The organism is Variovorax sp. HW608, from assembly GCF_900090195.1.
Taxonomy (GTDB): domain Bacteria; phylum Pseudomonadota; class Gammaproteobacteria; order Burkholderiales; family Burkholderiaceae_C; genus Variovorax.
The window spans coordinates 5,177,723-5,198,043 of record NZ_LT607803.1; the positions used below are offsets into that span (position 1 = coordinate 5,177,723).

The 20,321-nt window shown below is 69.1% G+C and carries 21 protein-coding genes; 15 read left to right on the plus strand and 6 right to left on the minus strand.

Going from position 1 to position 20,321, the window contains the following annotated elements:
• The 8 genes from VAR608DRAFT_RS24575 to VAR608DRAFT_RS24610 all read left to right on the plus strand — a co-directional run bounded on the left by VAR608DRAFT_RS24575 (position 1) and on the right by VAR608DRAFT_RS24610 (position 6,830).
• A complete protein-coding gene (locus VAR608DRAFT_RS24575) occupies positions 1–876 on the plus strand; it encodes a branched-chain amino acid ABC transporter permease (protein ID WP_088956445.1) in 876 nt (291 codons plus the stop codon).
• Positions 873–1,868 (plus strand): branched-chain amino acid ABC transporter permease, encoded by a 996-nt coding sequence (locus VAR608DRAFT_RS24580; RefSeq protein WP_088956446.1) that lies wholly within the window; start codon positions 873–875, stop codon positions 1,866–1,868. The genes VAR608DRAFT_RS24575 and VAR608DRAFT_RS24580 overlap by 4 nt, the downstream gene beginning before the upstream one ends.
• Positions 1,865–2,611: an ABC transporter ATP-binding protein gene (locus tag VAR608DRAFT_RS24585; RefSeq protein ID WP_088956447.1), complete on the plus strand. Its 747-nt coding sequence runs from the start codon at positions 1,865–1,867 to the stop codon at positions 2,609–2,611. The genes VAR608DRAFT_RS24580 and VAR608DRAFT_RS24585 overlap by 4 nt, the downstream gene beginning before the upstream one ends.
• A gap of 158 nt (positions 2,612–2,769) precedes the next feature.
• Positions 2,770–3,522: an ABC transporter ATP-binding protein gene (locus VAR608DRAFT_RS24590; RefSeq protein ID WP_088956448.1), complete on the plus strand. Its 753-nt coding sequence runs from the start codon at positions 2,770–2,772 to the stop codon at positions 3,520–3,522.
• Between the two features lie 21 nt (positions 3,523–3,543).
• Entirely contained in the window at positions 3,544–4,377 is an 834-nt protein-coding gene (locus tag VAR608DRAFT_RS24595) for a shikimate dehydrogenase family protein (RefSeq protein ID WP_088956449.1), read from the plus strand.
• A gap of 12 nt (positions 4,378–4,389) precedes the next feature.
• Positions 4,390–5,601, plus strand: coding sequence for a 3-carboxy-cis,cis-muconate cycloisomerase (gene pcaB / locus VAR608DRAFT_RS24600; RefSeq protein WP_088956450.1), 1,212 nt, complete (start codon positions 4,390–4,392; stop codon positions 5,599–5,601).
• Entirely contained in the window at positions 5,598–6,032 is a 435-nt protein-coding gene (locus VAR608DRAFT_RS24605) for a carboxymuconolactone decarboxylase family protein (protein WP_088956451.1), read from the plus strand. Before pcaB ends, VAR608DRAFT_RS24605 begins: the two co-directional genes overlap by 4 nt.
• 33 nt (positions 6,033–6,065) lie before the next feature.
• The gene (locus VAR608DRAFT_RS24610) at positions 6,066–6,830 is read left to right on the plus strand and encodes an alpha/beta fold hydrolase (protein WP_088956452.1); all 765 of its coding nucleotides are present in this window, start codon (positions 6,066–6,068) and stop codon (positions 6,828–6,830) included.
• A 7-nt stretch (positions 6,831–6,837) separates the two neighbouring features.
• Here the strand turns inward: VAR608DRAFT_RS24610 and uraH (VAR608DRAFT_RS24615) are convergent, their stop codons facing one another.
• The 4 genes from uraH (VAR608DRAFT_RS24615) to VAR608DRAFT_RS24630 are packed head-to-tail and all read right to left on the minus strand — an operon-like array spanning position 6,838 to position 9,588.
• Positions 6,838–7,191: a hydroxyisourate hydrolase gene (gene uraH, locus VAR608DRAFT_RS24615; RefSeq protein WP_088956453.1), complete on the minus strand. Its 354-nt coding sequence runs from the start codon at positions 7,189–7,191 to the stop codon at positions 6,838–6,840.
• Positions 7,192–7,218: 27 nt separating this feature from the next.
• Positions 7,219–7,707 (minus strand): hydroxyisourate hydrolase, encoded by a 489-nt coding sequence (gene uraH, locus VAR608DRAFT_RS24620; protein WP_088956454.1) that lies wholly within the window; start codon positions 7,705–7,707, stop codon positions 7,219–7,221.
• A gap of 13 nt (positions 7,708–7,720) precedes the next feature.
• The gene (gene uraD / locus VAR608DRAFT_RS24625; RefSeq protein ID WP_088956455.1) at positions 7,721–8,251 is read right to left on the minus strand and encodes a 2-oxo-4-hydroxy-4-carboxy-5-ureidoimidazoline decarboxylase; all 531 of its coding nucleotides are present in this window, start codon (positions 8,249–8,251) and stop codon (positions 7,721–7,723) included.
• Positions 8,251–9,588, minus strand: a complete 1,338-nt coding sequence (locus VAR608DRAFT_RS24630) for an MFS transporter (protein ID WP_088956456.1) — start codon at positions 9,586–9,588, stop codon at positions 8,251–8,253. The genes uraD and VAR608DRAFT_RS24630 overlap by 1 nt, the downstream gene beginning before the upstream one ends.
• Before the next feature lie 156 nt (positions 9,589–9,744).
• On the opposite strand from VAR608DRAFT_RS24630, the gene VAR608DRAFT_RS24635 reads away from it, so the two are divergent.
• The 4 genes from VAR608DRAFT_RS24635 to VAR608DRAFT_RS24650 all read left to right on the plus strand — a co-directional run bounded on the left by VAR608DRAFT_RS24635 (position 9,745) and on the right by VAR608DRAFT_RS24650 (position 14,305).
• The gene (locus tag VAR608DRAFT_RS24635) at positions 9,745–10,683 is read left to right on the plus strand and encodes a LysR family transcriptional regulator (protein WP_088956457.1); all 939 of its coding nucleotides are present in this window, start codon (positions 9,745–9,747) and stop codon (positions 10,681–10,683) included.
• Between the two features lie 70 nt (positions 10,684–10,753).
• On the plus strand, positions 10,754–11,428 hold the full coding sequence (locus tag VAR608DRAFT_RS24640; RefSeq protein ID WP_088958953.1) for a DsbA family oxidoreductase: 675 nt from the start codon (positions 10,754–10,756) through the stop codon (positions 11,426–11,428).
• A 92-nt stretch (positions 11,429–11,520) separates the two neighbouring features.
• The gene (locus VAR608DRAFT_RS24645; RefSeq protein WP_088956458.1) at positions 11,521–13,083 is read left to right on the plus strand and encodes a DUF1800 domain-containing protein; all 1,563 of its coding nucleotides are present in this window, start codon (positions 11,521–11,523) and stop codon (positions 13,081–13,083) included.
• A gap of 10 nt (positions 13,084–13,093) precedes the next feature.
• Positions 13,094–14,305 carry a DUF1501 domain-containing protein gene (locus VAR608DRAFT_RS24650; RefSeq protein WP_088956459.1) on the plus strand — a complete coding sequence of 404 codons (1,212 nt, stop codon included), beginning with the start codon at positions 13,094–13,096 and terminating at the stop codon, positions 14,303–14,305.
• 17 nt (positions 14,306–14,322) lie between these two features.
• On the opposite strand, the gene VAR608DRAFT_RS24655 is transcribed toward VAR608DRAFT_RS24650, so the two are convergent.
• Positions 14,323–14,808, minus strand: coding sequence for a RidA family protein (locus VAR608DRAFT_RS24655; RefSeq protein WP_088956460.1), 486 nt, complete (start codon positions 14,806–14,808; stop codon positions 14,323–14,325).
• Positions 14,809–14,816: 8 nt separating this feature from the next.
• Positions 14,817–16,193: an NAD(P)/FAD-dependent oxidoreductase gene (locus tag VAR608DRAFT_RS24660; RefSeq protein ID WP_443082889.1), complete on the minus strand. Its 1,377-nt coding sequence runs from the start codon at positions 16,191–16,193 to the stop codon at positions 14,817–14,819.
• Positions 16,194–16,340: 147 nt separating this feature from the next.
• Here VAR608DRAFT_RS24660 and egtB point away from each other — a divergent pair, with 147 nt between their 5' ends.
• The 3 genes from egtB (at position 16,341) to VAR608DRAFT_RS24675 (ending at position 20,198) form a co-directional block, all read left to right on the plus strand.
• Positions 16,341–17,588, plus strand: coding sequence for an ergothioneine biosynthesis protein EgtB (gene egtB / locus VAR608DRAFT_RS24665; protein WP_088956461.1), 1,248 nt, complete (start codon positions 16,341–16,343; stop codon positions 17,586–17,588).
• Complete coding sequence (gene egtD, locus VAR608DRAFT_RS24670) at positions 17,588–18,568, plus strand: L-histidine N(alpha)-methyltransferase (protein ID WP_088956462.1); 981 nt, start codon at positions 17,588–17,590, stop codon at positions 18,566–18,568. The genes egtB and egtD overlap by 1 nt, the downstream gene beginning before the upstream one ends.
• 94 nt (positions 18,569–18,662) lie before the next feature.
• Positions 18,663–20,198, plus strand: a complete 1,536-nt coding sequence (locus tag VAR608DRAFT_RS24675; RefSeq protein ID WP_088956463.1) for a DUF3300 domain-containing protein — start codon at positions 18,663–18,665, stop codon at positions 20,196–20,198.
• Positions 20,199–20,321: the final 123 nt, after the last annotated feature.

Here is a 20,321-nt window from a genome sequence, read left to right on the forward strand (position 1 = left end):
ATGACCGACTTCCTGCAACTCTTCTTCTCCGGGCTCGCCACCGGCTCGATCTACGCGCTGGCGGCGCTCGGCTTCACGCTGCTCTGGCAGGCAAGCGGCACCATCAACTTCGCCCAGGGCGAGTTCGTGATGCTGCCGGCTTTCGCCATGCTGGCGTTCATGTCCTTCGGCGCGCCGCTGGCGCTGGGCTTCGTGCTCACCATCGCGGTGGCGGTGGTGGTGCTCGGCTGGGCCTTCAAGCGCGGCGTGGTCGATCCGCTCCTCAAGTACGGGATGATGCCGATCGTGGTCGCGAGCATCGGCCTGTCGATCGCGATGCGCAACGGCGTGCGCGCGGCCTACAGCGCCGAGGCGCAGCCCTTTCCGAGCCTGTTTGCGGACAAGCTCTTCAACGTCGCCGGCGTGACGATCACGATGGCCGACCTCGGCACCTTCGCGCTCGCGGTGGCGATCGTGCTGGCGACCCAGGCCTTCCTCGCCAGGACCGTGACCGGCCGCGCGATGCAGGCGGTGGCGCAGAACACCGAGAGCGCGAGCGTGCTGGGCATCAACGTGCCACGCATGGTGTTCTATACCTTCGCGATCAATGCCGCGCTCGCGGTGGCGGCCGCTCTCCTGATCACGCCGACCTACCTGGCCAAGTTCGACATGGGCGAAAGCCTGGGCAGCAAGGCCTTCTTCGCGGCCATCATCGGCGGCTTCAACAACTCGCGCGGCGCGCTGGTGGGCGGGCTGATCGTCGGCGTGGCGGAGAACCTCGCGGCGGCCTACATCTCGCCGGCCTACAAGGACGCGGTGGCACTGGTGATCTTCATGGTCGTGATCCTGTTCAAGCCGCAGGGCCTGCTCGGAAAGAAGGAGGAGCGGAAGGTATGAAAAAGCTCCACCTCTTCTTCATCGCCGCCGCGCTGGCCGCGATGCTCGTCCTGCCGCAGTTCCTGAAGAACTACGGGGTGTACCTGCTGAGCTACTGGCTGATCTTCATCATCGCGACGATGGGGCTCAACCTCACGGTCGGCTATGCCGGGCAGAAGTCGCTCGGCCATGCGGCCTTTCTCGGCATCGGCGCCTACACCATGGCGCTGATGCTCAAGGCCGGGTTCAGCTTCTGGCTCGGGCTGCCGCTCGCGGCGGTGCTGTGCTTCGCGGTCGGGCTGGCGCTCGGGTTCCCGGCGCTGCGGGTGCAGACCATCTACCTCGCCTTCGCCACGCTGGGCTTCAACACCGCGATCTGGCTCGTGATGCGCAACGAGGAATGGCTCACCGGCGGCACCTTCGGCATCAACAACGTGGCGCGCCCGTCGCTCTTCGGCCTCTCGCTGGAGGGCAACCGGCCGTACTACTACCTCGTGCTGGCGGTGGCGGTGCTGCTCGCGCTCGCGCTCTGGGGCCTGTTGCGCTCGCCCTGGGGCAAGGCCTTCACCGCGCTGCGCGACAACCCGATCCGCGCCGAGAGCCTGGGCATCAGCGTGCGCAGCTACACGCTGCTGAGCTTCGCGATCGGCGCCGCCTACGCGGGCGTGGCGGGCGGCCTGTTCGCCTCGCTGGTGCAGTTCATCGAGCCGGCGCCGTTCACGGTGGCGGCCTCGATCATGATGTACCTGATGGTCGTGGTCGGCGGCCCCGGCTACTTCTGGGGCCCGGTGCTGGGTGCGGCAGTTGGCGTGGTGCTGCCGGAATGGCTGCGCGACGTGCCGGGCGTGTCCGATTGGTATCTGCCGCTCTTCGGTGCCGCCGTGGTGCTGCTGATGGTGTGGCTGCCCGACGGGCTGCTCTCGATTCCCGATCGCATCCGGGCGCGCCGCGAATCGCGCGAAGCGTCGCAGGCCCGCGCGGCGATGGCGCAGAAGGTGGGGGTGGCGCAATGAGTGCACCTGTGTTGCGCGTGACCGACCTGCGCAAGTCCTACGGCGCGATCCAGGCCGTCGGCGGCGTGAGCTTCGAGGTCCGGCCCGGCGAGATCTTCGGCGTGATCGGCCCCAACGGCTCCGGCAAGACCACGCTGTTCAACTGCATGCTCGGGCAGATCGCGCCCGATGCGGGCCGCATCGAGCTCAACGGCGACGACGTCACCAAGCTCGGGCCGCTCGAGCTCAACCGGCGCGGCGTCGGCCGCACCTTCCAGACCCTGCAGGTGTTCGGCAAGATGACCGTGCGCGAGAACCTCATCGTCGCCGCGCAGGAGCACCAGGGCACGATGTGGAGCCGCATGTTCGCTCCCGGCGATTCGGGCCTCGGGCCCAAGGCCGATGCGCTGATCGACCAGTTCCGCATCCGCCATGTCGCCGACAAGAAGGCCGGCCTGCTCTCCTACGGCCAGCAGAAGCTGGTGGACATCGGCATGGCCTTCATGAGCGAGCCGGACCTGGTGCTGCTCGATGAGCCCTGCGCCGGCGTCAACCCGAGCCTGGTGAGCGGCCTCTCGTCGCTCTTGAAGGACCTCAACCGCACGCGCCGCGGCAGCTTCGTCGTGATCGAGCACAACATGGACTTCGTGATGGACCTGTGCCACCGCATCATGGTGATGGTCGAGGGCAAGGTGATGGCCATCGGCACGCCGGCGGAGATCCGCGCCAACAAGCAGGTGCTCGACGCCTACCTTGGAAATTAGATGCGCCCCCAGTCTTCGCGCACTTCGTGTCGCTTCGCCAACCCCCGGCCGGGGGCAATACCAGCGGCCCGGCAAAGCCGGTTCCGCGGTATTCCTGGGCTTGGGCCTTGGTGGATTCATAGGTCGCGAGTCGCGTTGAGCAAAGTGGAGCAACTAGGATGAATGTGATCGACGACACCTGCATCGAGTTCGACAACGTGGTCGCGGGCTACAAGGATTTCATGATCCTCAACAACCTGTCGTTCAAGGCGAAGCGCGGCAGGATCACGCTGCTGCTCGGGCCCAACGGCGCGGGCAAGTCCACGGTGCTGAAGACGATGTTCGGGCTGCTCAAGGTGCGCCAGGGCGCGATCCGCCTCGACGGGCAGGACATCACCGGCGCCAGCGCGCGCGACCTGCTGGTCAAGCACGGCGTCGCCTTCGTCCCGCAGGGGCGCAACCTGTTCGGCCAGCTCACCGCGTTCGAGAACCTGGAGCTCGGCGGCATCACGCTGGGCATGAAGACCACGCACGAGCGCATTCCCGAAGTGCTGGAGTTCTTCCCGCGCGTCAAGGAGCGCATGCACAGCGCCGCGGCCTCGCTCTCGGGCGGCGAGCAGAAGCAGCTCGAGGTCGGCCGCGCCTTGCTGCTCCGGCCCAAGGTGATCCTGATCGACGAGCCCTCCATTGGCCTGTCGCCGATCCTGGTGCAGGACGTCTTCAAGCTGCTGCGCCGGCTGGCCGACGGCGGCACCACGGTGCTCATGGTCGAGCAGAACGTGAAGAGCGCGCTGCGCATGGCCGACGAGGCGATCGCCCTCGAATCCGGCCGCCTCGTGTTGCACAAGCGGGCCGACGAGCTCTTGGCCGACCCGAACATCGAGCGGCTTTTCCTCGGCGGCGCCCATGCCGCGGCAGCCGCCGCGGCGTGATTCATCCATAGGACCACTGCAATGATTTCCGGCAAGACCACCCTCATCGCCCATCTGGGCTACCCGACGGAGAGCTTCAAGGCTCCCATGATCTACAACCCCTGGTTCGACAAGCAGGGCATCGACGCGGTCGTCATCCCGATGGGCGTGAAGGCCGAGGACTATCCCGGGGTGTTCGCGTCGGTCTTCAAGTTCACCAACATCCGCGGCGCGCTCGTAACCATGCCGCACAAGATCACGACCATGTCGCTGGTCGACGAAGTCACGCCCACCGCGAAGATCGCGGGCGCCTGCAACGCGGTGCTCAAGCGCGCCGACGGCCGGCTCGTCGGCGACCAGTTCGACGGCGCGGGCTTCGTGCGCGGCGTGCGGCGCAAGGGGCGGTCGCTCGACGGCACGCGCGTGCTGGTGTCGGGCAGCGGCGGCGTGGGCTCGGCGATCGCCGCGTCGCTCGCCGCGGCGAACGTCGCGGAAATGGCGCTCTTCGACACGAACGCCGCGTCGGCCGAAGCGCTCGCCGAGCGGCTGCGCACCCACTATCCGAAGCTCGAGGTCACGACCGGCTCCAACGATCCGGCCGGCTTCGAGCTCGTGGTCAACGCCACGCCGCTCGGCATGAAGGAAGGCGATCCGCTGCCCTTCGACATCGACCGCATCGCGCCCACCACCTTCGTCGGCGAAGTGGTGATGAAGAGCGAATACACGCCGCTGCTGCGCGCGGCCAAGGAAAAGGGCTGTTCGGTGCAGGTCGGCACCGACATGCTGTTCGAGATGATCCCGGCCTACCTCGAATTCTTCGGCTACGGCACCGCCACCGCCGAGGAACTGCGCGCCGTCGCCACGCTCGCCTACTGAACGCCGAATGCCATGAGCATCTTCGAGGGGTTCCTGTCCACCTCCGAAACGCTGGCCGCCTTCAGCGACCACAACTTCGTCGACGCGATGCTGCGCTTCGAGGCCGCGCTGGCGCGCGCGCAGGCGCAGATCGGGCTGGTTCCCGAATCGGCCGCGCATTCGATCGTCGGCAGCTGCAAGGTCGAGCTATTCGACGTGGCGAAGATCGTGCGCGGCAGCGGCCGTGCCGGCAGCGTCGCGATCCCGCTCGTCAAGAGCCTCAAGGAAGCCGTGGGGCTCTTCAACCCCGACGCGGTGCGCTACGTGCACTTCGGCAGCACCAGCCAGGACGTGATCGACACCGCGATGGCACTGGTCACGCGCGAGGCGGTGTCGCTGGTCGAGGCCGACCTCGCCAAGGCCGCGCAGGTGCTGCTGCGGCATGCCGAGACGCATGCGGCCACCCCCATCCTCGCGCGCACGCTGATGCAGCCGGCCTCGGTTACCAGCTTCGGCCTCAAGTGCGTCGGCTGGGCCGCGCCGCTGGTGCGCAGCCGCGATCGGATTTCCGAGGCCGCGCGCCGTGCGCTGAATGTGCAACTCGGCGGCGCCGTCGGCACGCTGGCGCAAATGAAGGGGCAGGGGCCGCAGGTGCGCCGCCTCATGTCCGAAGCGCTGGGGCTCGGCGATCCGGGCGCGGCCTGGCATACGCAGCGCGACGAATGGGTGGCGCTTGGCTGCGAGCTCGGCATCATGGTCGGCAGCCTCGGCAAGATCGCGAAGGACATCTCGCTCATGGGCCAGTACGAGGTCGGCGAGCTCGCCGAACCCAGCGAGCCGGGTCGCGGTGCTTCGTCGGCGATGCCGCACAAGCGCAACCCGGTGGCCTCGATGGTCGCGCTCGCCGCCGCCGAACGCGCACCGCAGCGCGTCGCCGCCTTGCTGCAGGCCATGCCGCAGGAACACGAGCGCGCACTCGGCGCCTGGCAGGCCGAACTCGGCGAGTGGCCGCAACTGCTGATGTCCGCGCACGGCAGCGTGCGTGCGCTTGCAGGGGCTTTGCCCGGCCTGCAGGTGGACGCGGCGCGGATGCGGTCCAATATCGACCGGGTGCGCGCCGAGCTGCCCCGCGATGCCGCCGACGAATGGTTCGATCCGGCGCTGGCGGGGGCGGCCGGCGAGATGGCACTGGCGCAGGCGCTGGTGCTGCAGGCCCGGCTCCATCCACCCCAGATCGCCAAATGACTTCCGCTTCCACGCCGCAGGACGAATTCGAGAACTCGTACGAAAGCGGCCTCGCGAATCGCCGCCGTGTGCTCGGCGATGCCTGGGTCGAGCGATCGCTCGCCGACCGCAACGCCTTCAACAGCGAATTCCAGGAACTCATCACGCGCCACGCCTGGAACGACATCTGGGGCCGGCCGGCACTCGGCGACAAGACGCGCCGCTTCATGGTGCTGTCGATGCTGCTCGGCATCCGCGCCTACGAGGAGTTCGCGCTGCACGTGCGCGCGGCGCTCGACGGCCCGCCGGAATCGCGCCTCGCGCCCGACGAGATCAAGGAAGTGATCATGATGGCCGCCATCTATTGCGGCGTGCCGGTCGCCAACCATGCCTTCGGCATCGCCACGGGCATCCTGCGCGAAAAGGGCCTGCTCGCGGACGCGCCCCAGTGAGCGGGCCGGCCGCGCGCAACGAAAGGAAAGACCATGACCCGTCTGAATGTCGTCCGCGAAGGCAACGGCCCGATCGTCGTGCTGAGCCACGCACTGGGCTGCGACCTGCACATGTGGGACGGTGTGGCCGAGCAGCTGGCTCGCGCGCACACGGTGATTCGGTACGACCACCGTAGTCACGGCAAGTCCGAAGCCGCGGCTGGTCCGCTCTCGATAGAGACGCTGGCCGACGACGCCGCCGCGCTGATTGCGCGCGAGGCGGGCGGCGAGCCTGTCCATTTCGTCGGCCTGTCGATGGGCGGCATGACCGCGCAGGCGCTGGCGGCGAAGCATCCCGAGCTGCTCCGCAGCCTGGTGATCGCGAACTCGTCCGCGCACTATCCCGACCAGGCACCCTGGCGCACGCGCATCGAGACGGTCGAGGCCGAGGGCGTTGCGGCCATCGCGCCGGGCGCCGTCGGGCGCTGGCTCACGCCCGAGTACGTTTCGACGCCCGAAGGCGCCGAGGAGGCCCGCAAGCTCGCCGCCACCCTGGTGGGCACCGACGCCTCCAGCTACATCGCGACTTGCAATGCAATCGCCGCGATCGATTTCCGCGACAGCAATCGCGCCATCCCGGTGCCCACGCTGGTGATCGCCGGCGCACGCGACGAAGCGACGCCGCCCGCCATGGCGGAAGCCATCGCGGCGGCGATCCGGGGTTCGCGCCTGGCGATCATCGACGCAGCGCACCTGAGCGCGGTGGAGCGTCCCGTCGAGTTCAGCCAGCTGCTGATGGATTTCTGGCGCAGCCTGTAAAAGAGCCCTAGCTTCCCCGGTATGTCGAGCAGCTCCACGGTGTGCACAGCATCGGCACGTGGTAGTGCTGCTGCGCATCGAAGATCGCGAAGCGCACCGGCACCGTGTCGAGAAAGGGCGGATCGCTCTCTGCGCCCGGCTGCCGGCGGAAGTAGTCGCCGACGTGGAACAGCAACTCGTACTGCCCGACCTTCGCCGCATCGGGCGCGAGCACCGGCTGGTCGGTGCGGCCGTCGGCGTTGGTGGTCACGGTCTTCACGAGCTTCCAGCCGTCGCCGTCGCGCACCGAGAAATCGATGCGCATGCCGGCGCCGGGGCGGCCGGTGCCGCTGTTGAGGACGTGGGTGGAAATGCCTGCCATGTTTGTCGTCTCCGTGCGTCTTCGATCTCAACTACCGCGGTAGTAGGAGTAGCCCCAAGGGGTGAACAGGATCGCGAGGTGGATGCGTTCCGACGGGTTGGTGATGCGGAAGCGCACCGGCACCTGCGAGAGGAAGTTCGGCTTCGGCAACTGCGTGCCGCGTGCGGCGAAGTAATCCTCGAACTGCAGCAGCAGCTCGTAGCGGCCCGGCTGATAGCTCTGGTCCACCAGCAAGGGCTCGTCGGTGCGGCCCCCCTTGTTGGTCTCGAAGCGGCGCAGCAGGCGCAGGTCGTCGCGATCGTATTTCGACAGCTGCACCTTCATGCCCGCGCCGGGCGAGCCGTTGTGCGTGTCGATCGCATGCATGGTGAGGCGCGGGCTCAGGTTGAGCTGCGACACCGGCGCGGTGGTCAGCGGCGCCGGTGCGGTCTGGGCGACTGCGGTGCCGGCCGCGATGCTGCCGAGCGCGAGTCCTGCAGGCAGGAAGGCGCGGCGGGTGAGGGTGGGCGTGGTCATGGGGTCGCTCCGGTCAGTGGGCCAGCAACCTGCCGAGGCGCAGGCGGGTGATGATCGAGATCTGCTCGATCGCAGCATCGAGTTCGATATCGGTGTCGCGTTGAATGCGCGTGCGCAGCGCTGCGAAGATCTGCGTGCGTGTGTTTTTCAGCACCGCGATGATGAAAGGGAAGCCGTGCTTCGCCGCGTACTCCGCGTTGAGCCGGCGCAGGGTCAGAAGCTCGTCGCGGGTCAGCGCATTGAGGCCGGCCTGCTCGGCGGTCGAGTGGTCGGTCATCGTGCCGGCCTGCGCTTCCTTGCCGGCGAGCTCCGGGTGCATGCGCAGGAAGTCGATGCGCACCTCGCGGGACGTCGATCGCACCACGCCGATCATCGCGCGGTGCAGCTGGTCGATGCTCGCGAAAGGCCGCTCGGCCCACACCTGCGTCGCGACCCAGGGCGAGTGCTCGAACACGCCGCCCAGAGCGGCCACGAAGCGCACGCGGTCGAGCCGGTTGATGCCGGCGAGCGTCAGCGCTTCGCTCGTGGCGAGTAGCGCGCTCATCACTTCACCGCCTTTCTTGCAAAGCGCGGAATGAAGGCAACGATGAGCACCGTCGCGAGCACCTCGATCGCCGCCACGATGAAGAGGCCCGGCGATAGCAGCCCGGTCGAGGTCTTGATCGCGCCGAGCATGAACGGCGCGCCGAAGCCCGCGAGGTTGGCGATCGAGTTGATCAGCGCCACGCCGCCCGCGGCCGCCGCACCGGCGAGGAAGCGGCCCGGCAGTTGCCAGAAGACCGGAATCGCGCTCATCGTGCCGACGATGGCCAGCGTCTGCGCGGCCAGCGCGATCATCGGGCTGTGCTTCATGAAGACGGCGGTGAGCGCAAGGCCGGCGGCGCCGAGCGCTGCAGCGATGGCGCAATGCAGGCGGCTTTCCTGGTGACGGTCGGAGCGCAGGCCGTTGTAGACCATGCCGATCGCGCCGCAGAGGTACGAGAAGGCCATGATCCAGCCGACCGTCGCGGGATTGGTGAAACCCACTTCCTTGACCACCGACGGGCCGAAGAAGGTCAGCGACGAGTTGGCCGCGATGATGCAGAAGTAGATCAGGATCAAGAGCCAGATGCGGCCGTCCTTCAGCGAGGCGAGCAGGCTCTCTTCGCGATGGCCGAGCGACCGGGCGTCGCGCACCATGTCCTCGTGCACGAGGCGGCGCTGTTCGGCGCTGAGCCACCTGGCCTGCTCGGGGCGGTCGGTCAGGTAGAACCAGGTCACCAGGCCGGCGATCACCGATGGCACGCCCTCGATCAGGAACACCCACTGCCAGCCCGACCAGCCGTTCACGCCATGCAGGTTGTTCATGATCGTGCCGGCCAGCGGACCGCCGATCACGCCCGCGATCGCCGAGGCCGACATGAACATGCCGAAGGCCTTGGCACGCCGCTCGCTCGGATACCAGTAGGTGAGGTAGAGGATGATGCCGGGGTAGAAGCCGGCCTCGAAGACCCCCATCAGGAAGCGCAGGAAATAGAACATCCCGGCCGTCTTCACGAACATCGTCGCGATGCAGACCAGGCCCCAGCCGATCGTGATGCGCATGAGGGTCTTCTTCGCGCCGATCTTCTGCAACAGCAGGTTCGAGGGCACCTCGAAGAAGAAATAGCCGAGGAAGAAGATGCCGGCGCCGAGGCCGTAGATCGCTTCGCTCCAGCCGAGCTCGTCGAGCATGGTGAGCTTGACGAAGCCGACGTTGACGCGGTCGACCCAGGCCAGCACCCAGAGCACGAAGATGAACGGAATGATGCGCCACGTGATGCGGCTGTAGGCCGCATCGAGCGCGCTGGCCGGCAGCGCTTCGGGGGCGACGGCTGTTTGAGGGACTTCCAGGCTGGCCATGCAACAAACTCCTTGGCGTTTCACGAGGGTGTCATCGAAAGGGTTGTCGGATTGGGCCAGCCGAGCCCCCGCGCTGTCGATACCGGCGCGGCATGTGAATCGCTATAGACTGCATCGGGCATAGCGATAGGACTAGGGTTAACACCAAAAGACACCATGCAACGTGGCGCCGATCTGCTCGACGGACACCTGCTGCGCGTGCTCGCGACCTTGGTGGAGGAGCGCAGCGTCTCGCGCGCCGCGGCACGCCTGCGGCAGACTCAGCCCGCGGTGAGCGGCTCTCTCAAGCGGCTGCGCGAGATCTTCGGCGACGCGCTGCTGGTGCGCGACGGCGCGGCCATGGTGCCCACCGCGCGCGCCGCCGGCCTCGCGCTGCAGGCGCGGCGCGCGCTCGGCGAGATCGAGGCGCTGCTCGTCGAGCCCGAGGCCTTCGTCGCCGCGAAGGCCGAGCAGCGCTTTCGCATCGCGTCGCCCGACTACATCGCACCGTCATGGATCGCGCGGCTCGCACAGCATGTGAGCATCGAGGCGCCGCGCTGCCGCATCGAACTGCGCGCGCTCGGGCCCACCTTCGACTTCGAGCGCGCGCTGGCCGATGACGAGCTCGACCTCGTCATCGGCAACTGGCCTTCGCCGCCCGAGCACCTGCACATCTCGCTGCTGCTGGAGGACGAACTGGTCTGCGTGATGGCGCGCAACCATGCGCTCGCACAAGAGGGCGCGACGCAGGTCAGCGAGGCGGACTACCTCGCCGCCGGGCATGTGGTGCCGGTGCCCTATGCGATGGGCCAGCGCGGCGTGGTCGAAACCTATCTGGGCGAACGCCGGCTCGCGCGCGATGCGCGGATCGAGGTGCCGTACTTCGGGCTCGCGCCGTCGATTGCCGCCAGCACGGAACTGATCTTCACGACCGCAAGGCACTTTGCCGACTACCACGCCGGTCTGCTGCCGCTGGCGGTGCTCAAGGCCCCCGCGGGCTTTCCGCGCATGCGCTTCTACCAGCTGTGGCACGACCGGGTGCACCATTCGGCCGCCCATCGCTGGCTGCGCGGGCTGGTCGCGCAGTTCGGGCGCGGGCTGGTCGAGCCGCGATGACGTAGCAACCCGTGGGGTGATCGGTCCCCCACCGGTTGAAAGATCCGCGCGCGGCCCCATGATGCGAACCATGCCTACCCGACTCCACATCGATTTCGTGTCCGACGTCTCGTGCCCCTGGTGCGCCGTCGGTCTTGGCTCGCTCGAAGCCGCGTTGAAGAAGCTCGCGCCGGAGATCACCGCCGAGCTTCGCTTCCAGCCTTTCGAGCTGAACCCGGCCATGCCGCCCGAAGGCCAGGACGCCTTCGAGCACCTGAACCAGAAGTACGGCAGCACGCGCGAGCAGCAGGCGCAGGCCCGCGAAGCCATCCGCGCACGCGGCGCTTCGGTCGGCTTCGAGTTCCGTCGCGAAGGGCGCTCGCGCGTCTACAACACCTTCGACGCCCACCGCTTGCTGCACTGGGCCGAGCGTGAAGACCTGGCCAAGCAGGTCGCGTTGAAGAAGGCGCTGCTCAAGGCCTGCCACACCGATGGCGAGAACCCGTCGGACCACGGGGTGCTGGTGCGCCTCGCGACCGAAGCGGGGCTCGATCCGCAGCGCGCCCGCGCGATCCTCGAGAGCAACGAGTTCGCCGCCGAGACCCGGGCGCGCGAACGGCTCTACACCGAAGCCGGCATCCATTCGGTGCCGGCCATCATCATCGACAACAAGCACCTGATCTCGGGCGGGCAGCCGGTCGAAGTGTTCGAGCGTGCGCTGCGGCAGATCGCCGGCGCGGCGCCGCCGAGCGTGGCGGTGGCCTGAGCCGAACCTCGTGTAAAGACCGTCAACCGGCACAGGCGCTGGCCGGTTGAGTGGGGCAGTCCCGGCGGTGCTCCGGGGCCGAGGAAGACCCGATGAGAACCCCACCTCGCGCTGCGGTGTCCGGACTCCTGCTTGCCTCGTCGCTGCTGCTCGGCGCCTGTGCGGCATCGGCGGGCCAGGGATCGCGCCCGAAGGTCGCCGCAGCTGACGAAACCACTCAGCTTCGCTGGCTCGAACGGGTCACCTGGGGCGCCGACGCCGGCAGCACGCAGGATCTGAAGCGCCTCGGCCTGCCCGAATGGCTGCGCGAGCAGTTGCACCCCCGGCCCGCCGCGCTGCCCCCCGCGGCGCAGGCGCAGATCGACGCCATGACCATTTCGCGCACTCCCGTGGAAACGATCGTGATGGAGCTGCGCGCGCAGCGGCGCGCCATGAACGAAGTGGCCGACGAAGAGCAGAAGAAGGAGGCGAGAAAGACCCTCCAGCAGGACCTGACTCGCCTCACGCGCGAGGCGCAGCAGCGCTTCGTTCTGCGCGCGCTCTATTCGCCCAACCAGCTCGAGGAGCAGATGACGTGGTTCTGGACCAACCACTTCAACGTCAACGCGCGCAAGGCCAACCTGCGCGCGCTGGTCGGCGACTACGAGGAAAGCGCGGTCCGTCCGCATGCACTGGGCCGGTTCCGCGACTTGCTCGGCGCCACGCTGCATCACCCGGCGATGCTGCTGTACCTGGACAACGCACAGAACGCCGCCGACCGGGTCAACGAGAACTACGCGCGCGAACTGATGGAGCTCCACACCCTGGGCGTCGGCGGCGGCTATTCGCAGGCCGACGTGCAGGAGCTGGCCCGGGTGCTCACGGGCGTGGGCATCCGGGTGCGGGGGGCCGATGCGGCGCCGCCGCGCCTGCCGCCGGAGCTCCGCGGCGACTACGTGCAGCAGGGCCTGTTCGAATTCAATCCGAACCGCCATGACTACGGCCCGAAGACGCTGGTGGGCCAAGCCATGACGCAGCGCGGCCTCGCCGAGGTGGACGAGGCGCTGGACCGCCTGGCCCGCGCACCGGCGACGGCGCGGTTCATCTCGCGCAAGCTCGCGGTGTATTTCGTCGCCGACGATCCACCGCCCGCACTGGTGGGCCGCATGGCCGAGACCTTCCGCCAATCCGACGGCGACATTGCCGCGACGCTGCAGACGATGTTCGAGTCGCGCGAATTCGCCGCCTCGCTCGGCCGCAAGTTCCGCGACCCGGTGCACTACGTGATCGCGAGCGTCCGGCTCGCCGACGACGGCCGCATCGTCAGCAACCTGAATCCGATGCTGCAGTGGATGTATCGCATGGGCGAGCCGCTCTACGGCCATGAGACGCCCGATGGCTATCCGATGACAGAGGATGCCTGGGCCAGCGCCGGACAGATGACGACCCGCTTCGAGATCGCCCGGGCCATCGGGGCGAACGGCGGCGTGCTGCTGCGCCGCGACGATGGTGTTGCGGGCGAGCGGCCGGCCCCGCCCGCGCTTGCCGAGTCGCCCGTCGTGCGGCAGAGCCTGTCGTCGATGAGTGTGGAAACGCGCGAGGCGCTGGCAGAGGCCAGGTCGCCGCAGGACTGGAACACCTTCCTGCTCGCGTCGCCCGAGCGGATGCACCGTTGAAGGAACTGCCATGCAACGACGCGATGTGCTCAGATTCCTCGGCGCAAGCGCCGCTTCCGGGGCGGCCGGCCAGCTTGTTGCCGCGCCGGCGGCGGGTGGCGCCAGGCTGCTGGTGGTGTTCCTGCGCGGCGCCTACGACTGCGCAAACGTGCTCGTGCCGACGTCGAGCGATTTCTACTACGCGGCACGGCCCAACATCGCCATCGCGCGACCCGGCGAGACGGACGGCGCGCTGGCGCTCGACGGGCCATGGGGCCTGCACCCCGTGCTCGCGCCGAGCGTGATGCCGCTGTTCCAGAAGCGGCAGGCCGCCTTCATCGCCTTCGCGGGCACGGACGACCTCACGCGCAGCCACTTCGAGACGCAGGATTCGATCGAGCTCGGCCAGGCGCTCGACAGGCGGCGCGACTACCGATCGGGTTTCCTCAACCGGCTCGCCATGGTGCTGGGCACAGGGCCGCGCGCGGACGTGTCGCCCATCGCGTTCACGAACCAGTTGCCGGTCGCGCTGCGCGGCGAGGCCAAGGCGGCCAACATGGCGCTCGCCGGTGTCGGGCGCCCCGGCATCGACGAGCGGCAGAGCCGTGTGATCCAGTCCATGTACCGCAACACCACGCTGGCGCAGCCGGTGGCGGAGGGCTTCCAGGTCCGCGACGATGTGATGCGCTCGATGCAGGCCGAGATGGAGGCCGCGAGTCGCGATGCGATGAGCGCCAAGGGCTTCGAGCTCGTCGCGCGCCGCATGGCGCGGCTCATGCGCGAGCGCTTCGACCTGGGCTTCGTCGACATCGGCGGCTGGGACACGCACGTGGGGCAGGGCGGGGCGACCGGCTACCTCGCGAACCGGCTCGACGAACTCGGGCGCGGCCTCTCGGGCTTCGCCTCGGAGATCGGCGACGACAGCTGGCGCAGGACTGTCGTCATGGTGATCAGCGAATTCGGCCGCACCTTCCGCGAGAACGGCAACCGCGGCACCGACCACGGCCATGGCACGGTCTACTGGGTGCTCGGCGGCGGCCTTGCGGCCCAGGCCGGCGGGCGGGTGGTCGGCGAGCAGGTGGCGGTCACACAGGAGCGTCTGTTCCAGAACCGCGACTACCCGGTGCTCAACGAGTACCGGGCCGTGTTCGGGGGGCTGTTCAGGCGCATGTACGGGCTCTCGCCGGCGCAGCTCGGCCGCGTCTTCGAGGGCGTGGCGCCGAAGGACCTCGGGCTGATCTGAACCGTGACGGGCAGAACCTAGGCCGCGAGTTCGACCTCGCCCTCGATCTCCACCGGGATGTCGAAGGGCAGTTCGGCCACACCGATCGCGCTGCGGGCATGTGCGCCGGCGTCAGGGCCGTAGAGCTGGAGGATCAGGTCCGAGAAGCCGTTGATGACGGCCGGCGTGCGGTTGAATCCCGGCGCGACGTTCACCATGCCGAACACGCGCACCCACGCGGTGATGCGGTCCAGATCGCCAATGGCGCGTTGCAGGCTCGCGAGGATGCCCAAGGCGGTGAGCCGCGCGGCCTCGTAGCCTTGTTCGACCGTGAGTTCCCGCCCCACCTTGCCGAGCGGCTGCGCGATGCTGCCGTCGGCCGCCTGCGGCCCGTGGCCCGAGATCAGCGCGCGCCGGCCGACCACGCGCACCCAGGGAAACGGGAGCACGACGCCGGGCGGCATCGCGAGCTGCGACGGCAGCACGAGGCCGAGGGATTGGAGCTTGCTTTCGATGCGTGACATGGGCGTGGTCATGGGCTGGGGCCCCCTTTGGCCCTGACGTCGACGACCACGCGCGCATAGCGCTGGAAGCTCCAGTACGCGCTGGCCCAGTCCAGCAGCACCACGAAGCGGTTGCGGAAGCCGATCAGGAAGTACACGTGCGCGAACAGCCAGAACAGCCACGCCGCCTTCCCCGAGAAGCGCAGCGGACCGAGCGGCGTGCCGAGGTCGACCACCGCCGAATTGCGGCCGATCGTCGCCAGGTTGCCGTAGTCGCGGTAGCGAAAGGGCTCCGTCGCCTGGCCCGCGATGCGGCGCAGGATGTTCGCGGCGGCGGCGCGGCCCATCTGCTTGGCGCCGGGCGAAACGCCGGGCACGGGCTTGGGCTCGTGGCCCGGGCGGTGGCTCATCGCGGCCGCGAGATCGCCCACCACGCTGATGTTCGGATGGTCCGGAAGGCTCAGGTCGGGCAGCACCTTCACGCGGCCCGCTCGGTCGGTCTCGGCGCCGGTCACCGCGGCCAGCATCCTGCCCAGCGGCGATGCGGCGACACCGGCCGCCCAGACCACGCAGTTGCACGGGATGTGGTGGCTGCCGACGCCGGCCCCGCCGTCGCTGAACGGCGATTCGATCTGCAGTCCGTGCGGCTCGACCGCCGTCACGCGCGCGTTGAGCCGCACCTGCACGCCGAGCTTCTGCAGCTGCTCCAGCGCGCGCTGGCTGAGCGACTCGGGCATCGCCTGCAACACCCGCGGGCCGCCCTCGATCAGCAGCACCTCGGCACTGGCCGGGTCGATGCGCCGGAATTCGCCCGAGAGCGTATGGCGCGCGATTTCCGCCATGGTGCCGGCCATCTCGACCCCGGTCGGCCCGGCGCCGATCACCGCGAAGGTCAGCAGCGCGCGGCGCTTCTCGGGGTCGGTCTCGACTTCGGCCTGCTCGAAGCTCAGCAGCACGCGGCGGCGGATCTCGAAGGCATCCGCCAGCGTCTTGAGCCCCGGCGCGGCCTGCGCCCACTGGTCGTTGCCGAAATAGCTGTGCGTGGCGCCGGCCGCGACGATCAGGTGATCCCAGGCGATGAGGGTGCCGTCGGCCAGCCGCACCTGCTGCGCCTTCGGATCGATGTTGGTGACTTCGCCGAGCAGCGTCGTGATGCTGGGCCGGCCCCGGAACAGCACCCGCACCGGCGCCGCGATGGCCGGCGCCGCCAGCCCGGCGGTCGCCACCTGGTAGAGCAGGGGCTGGAAGAGATGGTGGTTGGTCTTGTCGATGACCGTGACGTCGACGTCGGCGCTCTGCAGCTTGCGCGCCGCTTCGAGGCCGCCGAAACCGCAGCCGATGATGACGATGTGCGGGCGGCCGGAAGAGGGGGGCGTGCTCATTCGCCGGATGATACGCAGGGTCATGGCAGCCGCCTGCGACTTGTGCGAAAGTGCCACGTTCCGCTGCGCCGGCGTTCCGGTTGCCCCGCCCCTCCCCGGGCGGGGCCTTGTCCTACGGCGTCCCGTTGCGTGCATGGGCTAAAAAACCACCAACCAAACACTGGAGACCCCATGAAGCTGATCCGGCCGGCCGCGCCTGCGGCGCAGGCGCTGCGCGAGCGTTTTCAGGCAGTGCGCGCCCACACCCTCGAGCTGGCGGCGCCGCTTTCGGCCGAGGACCAGTGCATCCAGTCGATGCCCGACGCCAGCCCGACCAAGTGGCACCTGGCGCACACCACCTGGTTCTTCGAAACCGTGTTGCTCCAGCCGCACGCCAGTGGTTACCGCTTGTTCGACGAACGCTTTCCGTATCTCTTCAATTCCTACTACGAGGCGCTGGGCCCGCGCCATCCGCGCCCGCAGCGCGGGCTGCTCACGCGCCCTTCGCTCGATGAAGTGCGCGCCTATCGCCGGCATGTGGACGGGGCGGTGCTCGCATGGCTCGGCACCGCGGGCGACGCCGACTGGCCGGCGGTCGAACCCGTCTTCACGCTGGGCCTGAACCACGAGCAGCAGCACCAGGAACTGATCCTCACCGACATCCTGCATGCGCTGTCGTGCAATCCCGTGCTGCCGGCCTACCGCCCCGCGTCGGGTCCGGCGCTGCGCCTCGCGTCGGTCGCACCGCCGATGCAGTGGATCGAGCGTCCCGGCGGCGTCATGGAAGCCGGCCACGCAGGCCCCGGCTTCGCGTTCGACAACGAGACGCCGCGCCACGTGACGCTGCTGCATCCCCACGCGATCGCGGACCGGCTCGTGAACTGCGGCGAGTACGCGCAGTTCATCGCCGATGGCGGCTACCAGCGTCCCGACCTGTGGTTGTCCGACGGCTGGGCCACGGTGCAGGCGCAGGGCTGGCGCTGCCCGCCGTACTGGCTCGCGCCCGACGATCCGCGGCTGGCGCACCACGGCGCGGCGGGCGGCTGGCAGGTCTTCGGCCTGCATGGCGTGCGGCCCATGGAGCCCGAGGCGCCCGTCGCGCACCTGAGCTTCTACGAAGCCGCCGCCTACGCCGAGTGGGCCGGCGCCAGGCTTCCCACCGAGTTCGAATGGGAGGCCGCGCACGACGCGCCCGGCATCTCGGAGATGCACGGGCACCTGTGGCAATGGACGCGCTCGTCCTACGACCCGTACCCGGGCTTCCGCCCGCTCGCGGGCATCGCCGCCGAATACAACGGCAAGTTCATGGTCGGCCAGATCGTGCTGCGCGGCAGCAGCGTCGCGACGCCCGAAGGGCACGCGCGGGCGAGCTACCGCAACTTCTTCCCGCCGGCGGCGCGCTGGCAGTTCTCGGGGCTGCGGCTCGCAAAGGATCTCTGATGCAAACGCATGCTTTCAACGTCCACGCCTTTCGCGCGGCGCAGCGCGCGGCGCCGCTGTCCGATTTCGCGCGCGAGCTCCATGCGGGCCTTTCCCAGCCGCAGCGCTGCATCTCGCCGAAGTTCTTCTACGACGCCGCGGGCTCGGCGCTGTTCGACCGCATCTGCGAGCTGCCCGAGTACTACCCCACGCGCACCGAGGTGCGCATCCTCACCGAATGCGCGCCCGAGATCGCGGCGCAGATCGGGCCGCATGCCGAGATCGTCGAGTTCGGCGCGGGCTCGCTCACCAAGGTGCGGCTGCTGCTCGATGCGCTCGATTCGCCCCGGCGTTACGTGCCGATCGACATCTCCGGCGAACACCTCGAAGCGGCCGTCGAACGCCTGCGCACCGACTATCCGCAACTCGCGGTGCAGCCGATGGTGGCCGACTACACCATGCCGCTGGTGCTGCCTTCGCGCGAGAAGGCGGCAGGGCAGCGCGTCGGTTTCTTCCCGGGTTCCACGCTGGGCAACTTCAGCCCCGAGGAGGCGCTCGCCTTCCTCCAGCTTGCGTGCCGGCTGCTGCGCGGTGGCGGCCTGCTGCTGGGGGTCGATCTGGTCAAGGACCCGGCATTGCTGCACGCCGCATACAACGACGCGCAGGGCGTGACGGCGGCGTTCAACCTCAACCTGCTGCGGCGCGCCAACCGTGAGCTCGACACCGACTTCGAGCCCGACGGCTTCACGCATGCGGCCTTCTACAACGCGCCGCTGAACCGGATCGAGATGCATCTGGTGAGCCGCCGTGCGCAGACCGTCATGCTCGACGGTCAGCGCTTCGTCTTCGCGGAAGGCGAGACGATCCATACCGAGAACTCGTACAAGTTCACCGGCGAAAGCCTGCGCGCGCTGGCAATCGAGGCGGGCTTCCGGCCCGCGGCGGTGTGGACCGATCCGGATCGCCTTTTCAGCGTGCACTGGCTCCAGGCGAGGGATTGAGGCGGGCGCTTGCGCTGGCGGGCCAAGCGCGCGAGCATGCGGACCGCGATGCCTGCCTTCGGCAAGAAGGCAGGGGTCGATCCAGGAGACCGCCATGCGTCCTTCGGCTCGCCGGTTTACGCGCTTGCTCGTCGTCCTTCTCTGCCTGTGCCTGCCGGCGCTGGCGGTGGCGCAGCAGTCGGCCCCGGCGTCCTTCAGCCGCGAGCAGGTCGACCAGATGATGGCGCCGATCGCGCTCTATCCCGATTCGCTGCTGTCGCAGGTGCTGATGGCATCGACCTACCCCGCCGACGTGGCTGACGCCGCGAAGTGGTCCAGGTCCCATCCCGACCAGAGCGGCGATGCCGCGGCCCGGGCGGTGCAGAACCAGCCCTGGGACCCGAGCGTGCAGTCGCTGGTTGCCTTCCCGCAGGTGATCCAGATGATGGGCGAGCAGCCCGACTGGGTGCAGAACCTCGGCGATGCCTTCCTCGCGTCGTCGAAGGACGTGCTCGATTCCGCGCAGCGCCTGCGCGGCAAGGCGCAGCAGCAGGGCAGCCTCAAGAGCAACGAGCAGCAGCATGTGATCGTCGAGCAGGAGCCGCAGACGCAGCAGAGCGTGATCCGCATCGAGCCGACGAATCCCGAGGTGGTCTACGTGCCGACCTACGACCCGTCCGTGGTGTACGGCACCTGGCCCTATCCGGCGTACCCGCCCTACTACTACCCGCCGGTGGGGTACTACGGCGCCTGGTATCCGGGCTGGTACCCCGGCGCGGCGCTCGCCACCGGCGTCGCGTTCGGCATCGGCGTGGCGGCGGTGGGCGCGCTCTGGGGCAATTGCAACTGGGGTGGCGGCAACGTCAATATCAACGCCAACCGCTACAACAGCATCAACACCAATCGCCAGATCGGGGCGAACCAGGGCAACTGGCAGCACAACGCGGCCAACCGGCGCGGCGTGCCGTACCGCGACCAGCGCAGCCAGCAGCAGTTCGGACGCAACGTGCCCGGTGCCGAGAACCGCGCCGATTTCCGCGGCCGGGACAACGCCGGGCGCAACGCGGAGCGCCAGCGCGCGCAAGCCGCATTGCAGCAGCGCGGCATGGACCCGGCGCAGGGCCGGCAGAACCTGCGCAACGACCCCGCGACACGCCAGCGCGCCCAGCAGGCGGCGGGCAACCTGGACCGGGGGGGTCGCGCCGGGGACCAGGCCGGCTTGCGTGCAGGCGACCGGGCGGCGGGCCAGACGCGGGCGGGCGACCGCGGCGGCCAGTTCGCGGGCGGCGATCGCGGCGGCCAGTTCGGCGCCGGCAACCGCAGCCAGGGCCTGGAACGGGTGCAGAGCCGGCCGTCCGCCGACAACGCGTTCAGGGGCGCGGGCGGCGCCGCGCAGACGCGACAGCAGGTGGACCGCGGCGCGGCCAGCCGGCAATCGATGGCCAACTACGGCGGCGCGCGCAGCAGCGCGAACCGGAGCCGGCCCTCCGCCAGCTACGGCGCGAGCCGCTCCTCGGGCGGATTCAGCGGCGGCCGCAGCGCCGGATCCAGCGGCGCCGGCCGCAGCGGCGGCTTCTCCGGCGGTGGCGGTGGGCGCGGTGGTGGAGGTGGTGGCGGCGGTGGCGGGCGCGGCGGCGGCGGACGCCGCTAGTGCGGGCGACCCCGGCATTGCCCGAAGGTGCAATGTTCGCCGCCGGGCCGCTTGTCAATAATGAAAGGTGGATGGAGGCCGACATGAACGCTTCGATCGTGCAGCGGGCCGGGTCACGTGCGC

Excerpts from the sequence above, each read along its gene's own strand:
- VAR608DRAFT_RS24630 (WP_088956456.1), bottom strand. The coding sequence starts at position 9,588 with ATGGCCAGCCTGGAAGTCCCTCAAACAGCCGTCGCCCCCGAAGCGCTG.
- VAR608DRAFT_RS24605 (WP_088956451.1), top strand. The coding sequence starts at position 5,598 with ATGACTTCCGCTTCCACGCCGCAGGACGAATTCGAGAACTCGTACGAA.
- pcaB (WP_088956450.1), top strand. The coding sequence starts at position 4,390 with ATGAGCATCTTCGAGGGGTTCCTGTCCACCTCCGAAACGCTGGCCGCC.
- egtD (WP_088956462.1), top strand. The coding sequence starts at position 17,588 with ATGCAAACGCATGCTTTCAACGTCCACGCCTTTCGCGCGGCGCAGCGC.
- VAR608DRAFT_RS24660 (WP_443082889.1), bottom strand. The coding sequence starts at position 16,193 with ATGACCCTGCGTATCATCCGGCGAATGAGCACGCCCCCCTCTTCCGGC.
- uraD (WP_088956455.1), bottom strand. The coding sequence starts at position 8,251 with ATGAGCGCGCTACTCGCCACGAGCGAAGCGCTGACGCTCGCCGGCATC.
- VAR608DRAFT_RS24645 (WP_088956458.1), top strand. The coding sequence starts at position 11,521 with ATGAGAACCCCACCTCGCGCTGCGGTGTCCGGACTCCTGCTTGCCTCG.
- uraH (WP_088956454.1), bottom strand. The coding sequence starts at position 7,707 with ATGACCACGCCCACCCTCACCCGCCGCGCCTTCCTGCCTGCAGGACTC.
- VAR608DRAFT_RS24635 (WP_088956457.1), top strand. The coding sequence starts at position 9,745 with ATGCAACGTGGCGCCGATCTGCTCGACGGACACCTGCTGCGCGTGCTC.
- VAR608DRAFT_RS24575 (WP_088956445.1), top strand. The coding sequence starts at position 1 with ATGACCGACTTCCTGCAACTCTTCTTCTCCGGGCTCGCCACCGGCTCG.
- VAR608DRAFT_RS24650 (WP_088956459.1), top strand. The coding sequence starts at position 13,094 with ATGCAACGACGCGATGTGCTCAGATTCCTCGGCGCAAGCGCCGCTTCC.
- VAR608DRAFT_RS24640 (WP_088958953.1), top strand. The coding sequence starts at position 10,754 with ATGCCTACCCGACTCCACATCGATTTCGTGTCCGACGTCTCGTGCCCC.
- VAR608DRAFT_RS24675 (WP_088956463.1), top strand. The coding sequence starts at position 18,663 with ATGCGTCCTTCGGCTCGCCGGTTTACGCGCTTGCTCGTCGTCCTTCTC.
- VAR608DRAFT_RS24585 (WP_088956447.1), top strand. The coding sequence starts at position 1,865 with ATGAGTGCACCTGTGTTGCGCGTGACCGACCTGCGCAAGTCCTACGGC.
- VAR608DRAFT_RS24590 (WP_088956448.1), top strand. The coding sequence starts at position 2,770 with ATGAATGTGATCGACGACACCTGCATCGAGTTCGACAACGTGGTCGCG.
- VAR608DRAFT_RS24610 (WP_088956452.1), top strand. The coding sequence starts at position 6,066 with ATGACCCGTCTGAATGTCGTCCGCGAAGGCAACGGCCCGATCGTCGTG.
- egtB (WP_088956461.1), top strand. The coding sequence starts at position 16,341 with ATGAAGCTGATCCGGCCGGCCGCGCCTGCGGCGCAGGCGCTGCGCGAG.
- uraH (WP_088956453.1), bottom strand. The coding sequence starts at position 7,191 with ATGGCAGGCATTTCCACCCACGTCCTCAACAGCGGCACCGGCCGCCCC.
- VAR608DRAFT_RS24595 (WP_088956449.1), top strand. The coding sequence starts at position 3,544 with ATGATTTCCGGCAAGACCACCCTCATCGCCCATCTGGGCTACCCGACG.
- VAR608DRAFT_RS24655 (WP_088956460.1), bottom strand. The coding sequence starts at position 14,808 with ATGTCACGCATCGAAAGCAAGCTCCAATCCCTCGGCCTCGTGCTGCCG.
- VAR608DRAFT_RS24580 (WP_088956446.1), top strand. The coding sequence starts at position 873 with ATGAAAAAGCTCCACCTCTTCTTCATCGCCGCCGCGCTGGCCGCGATG.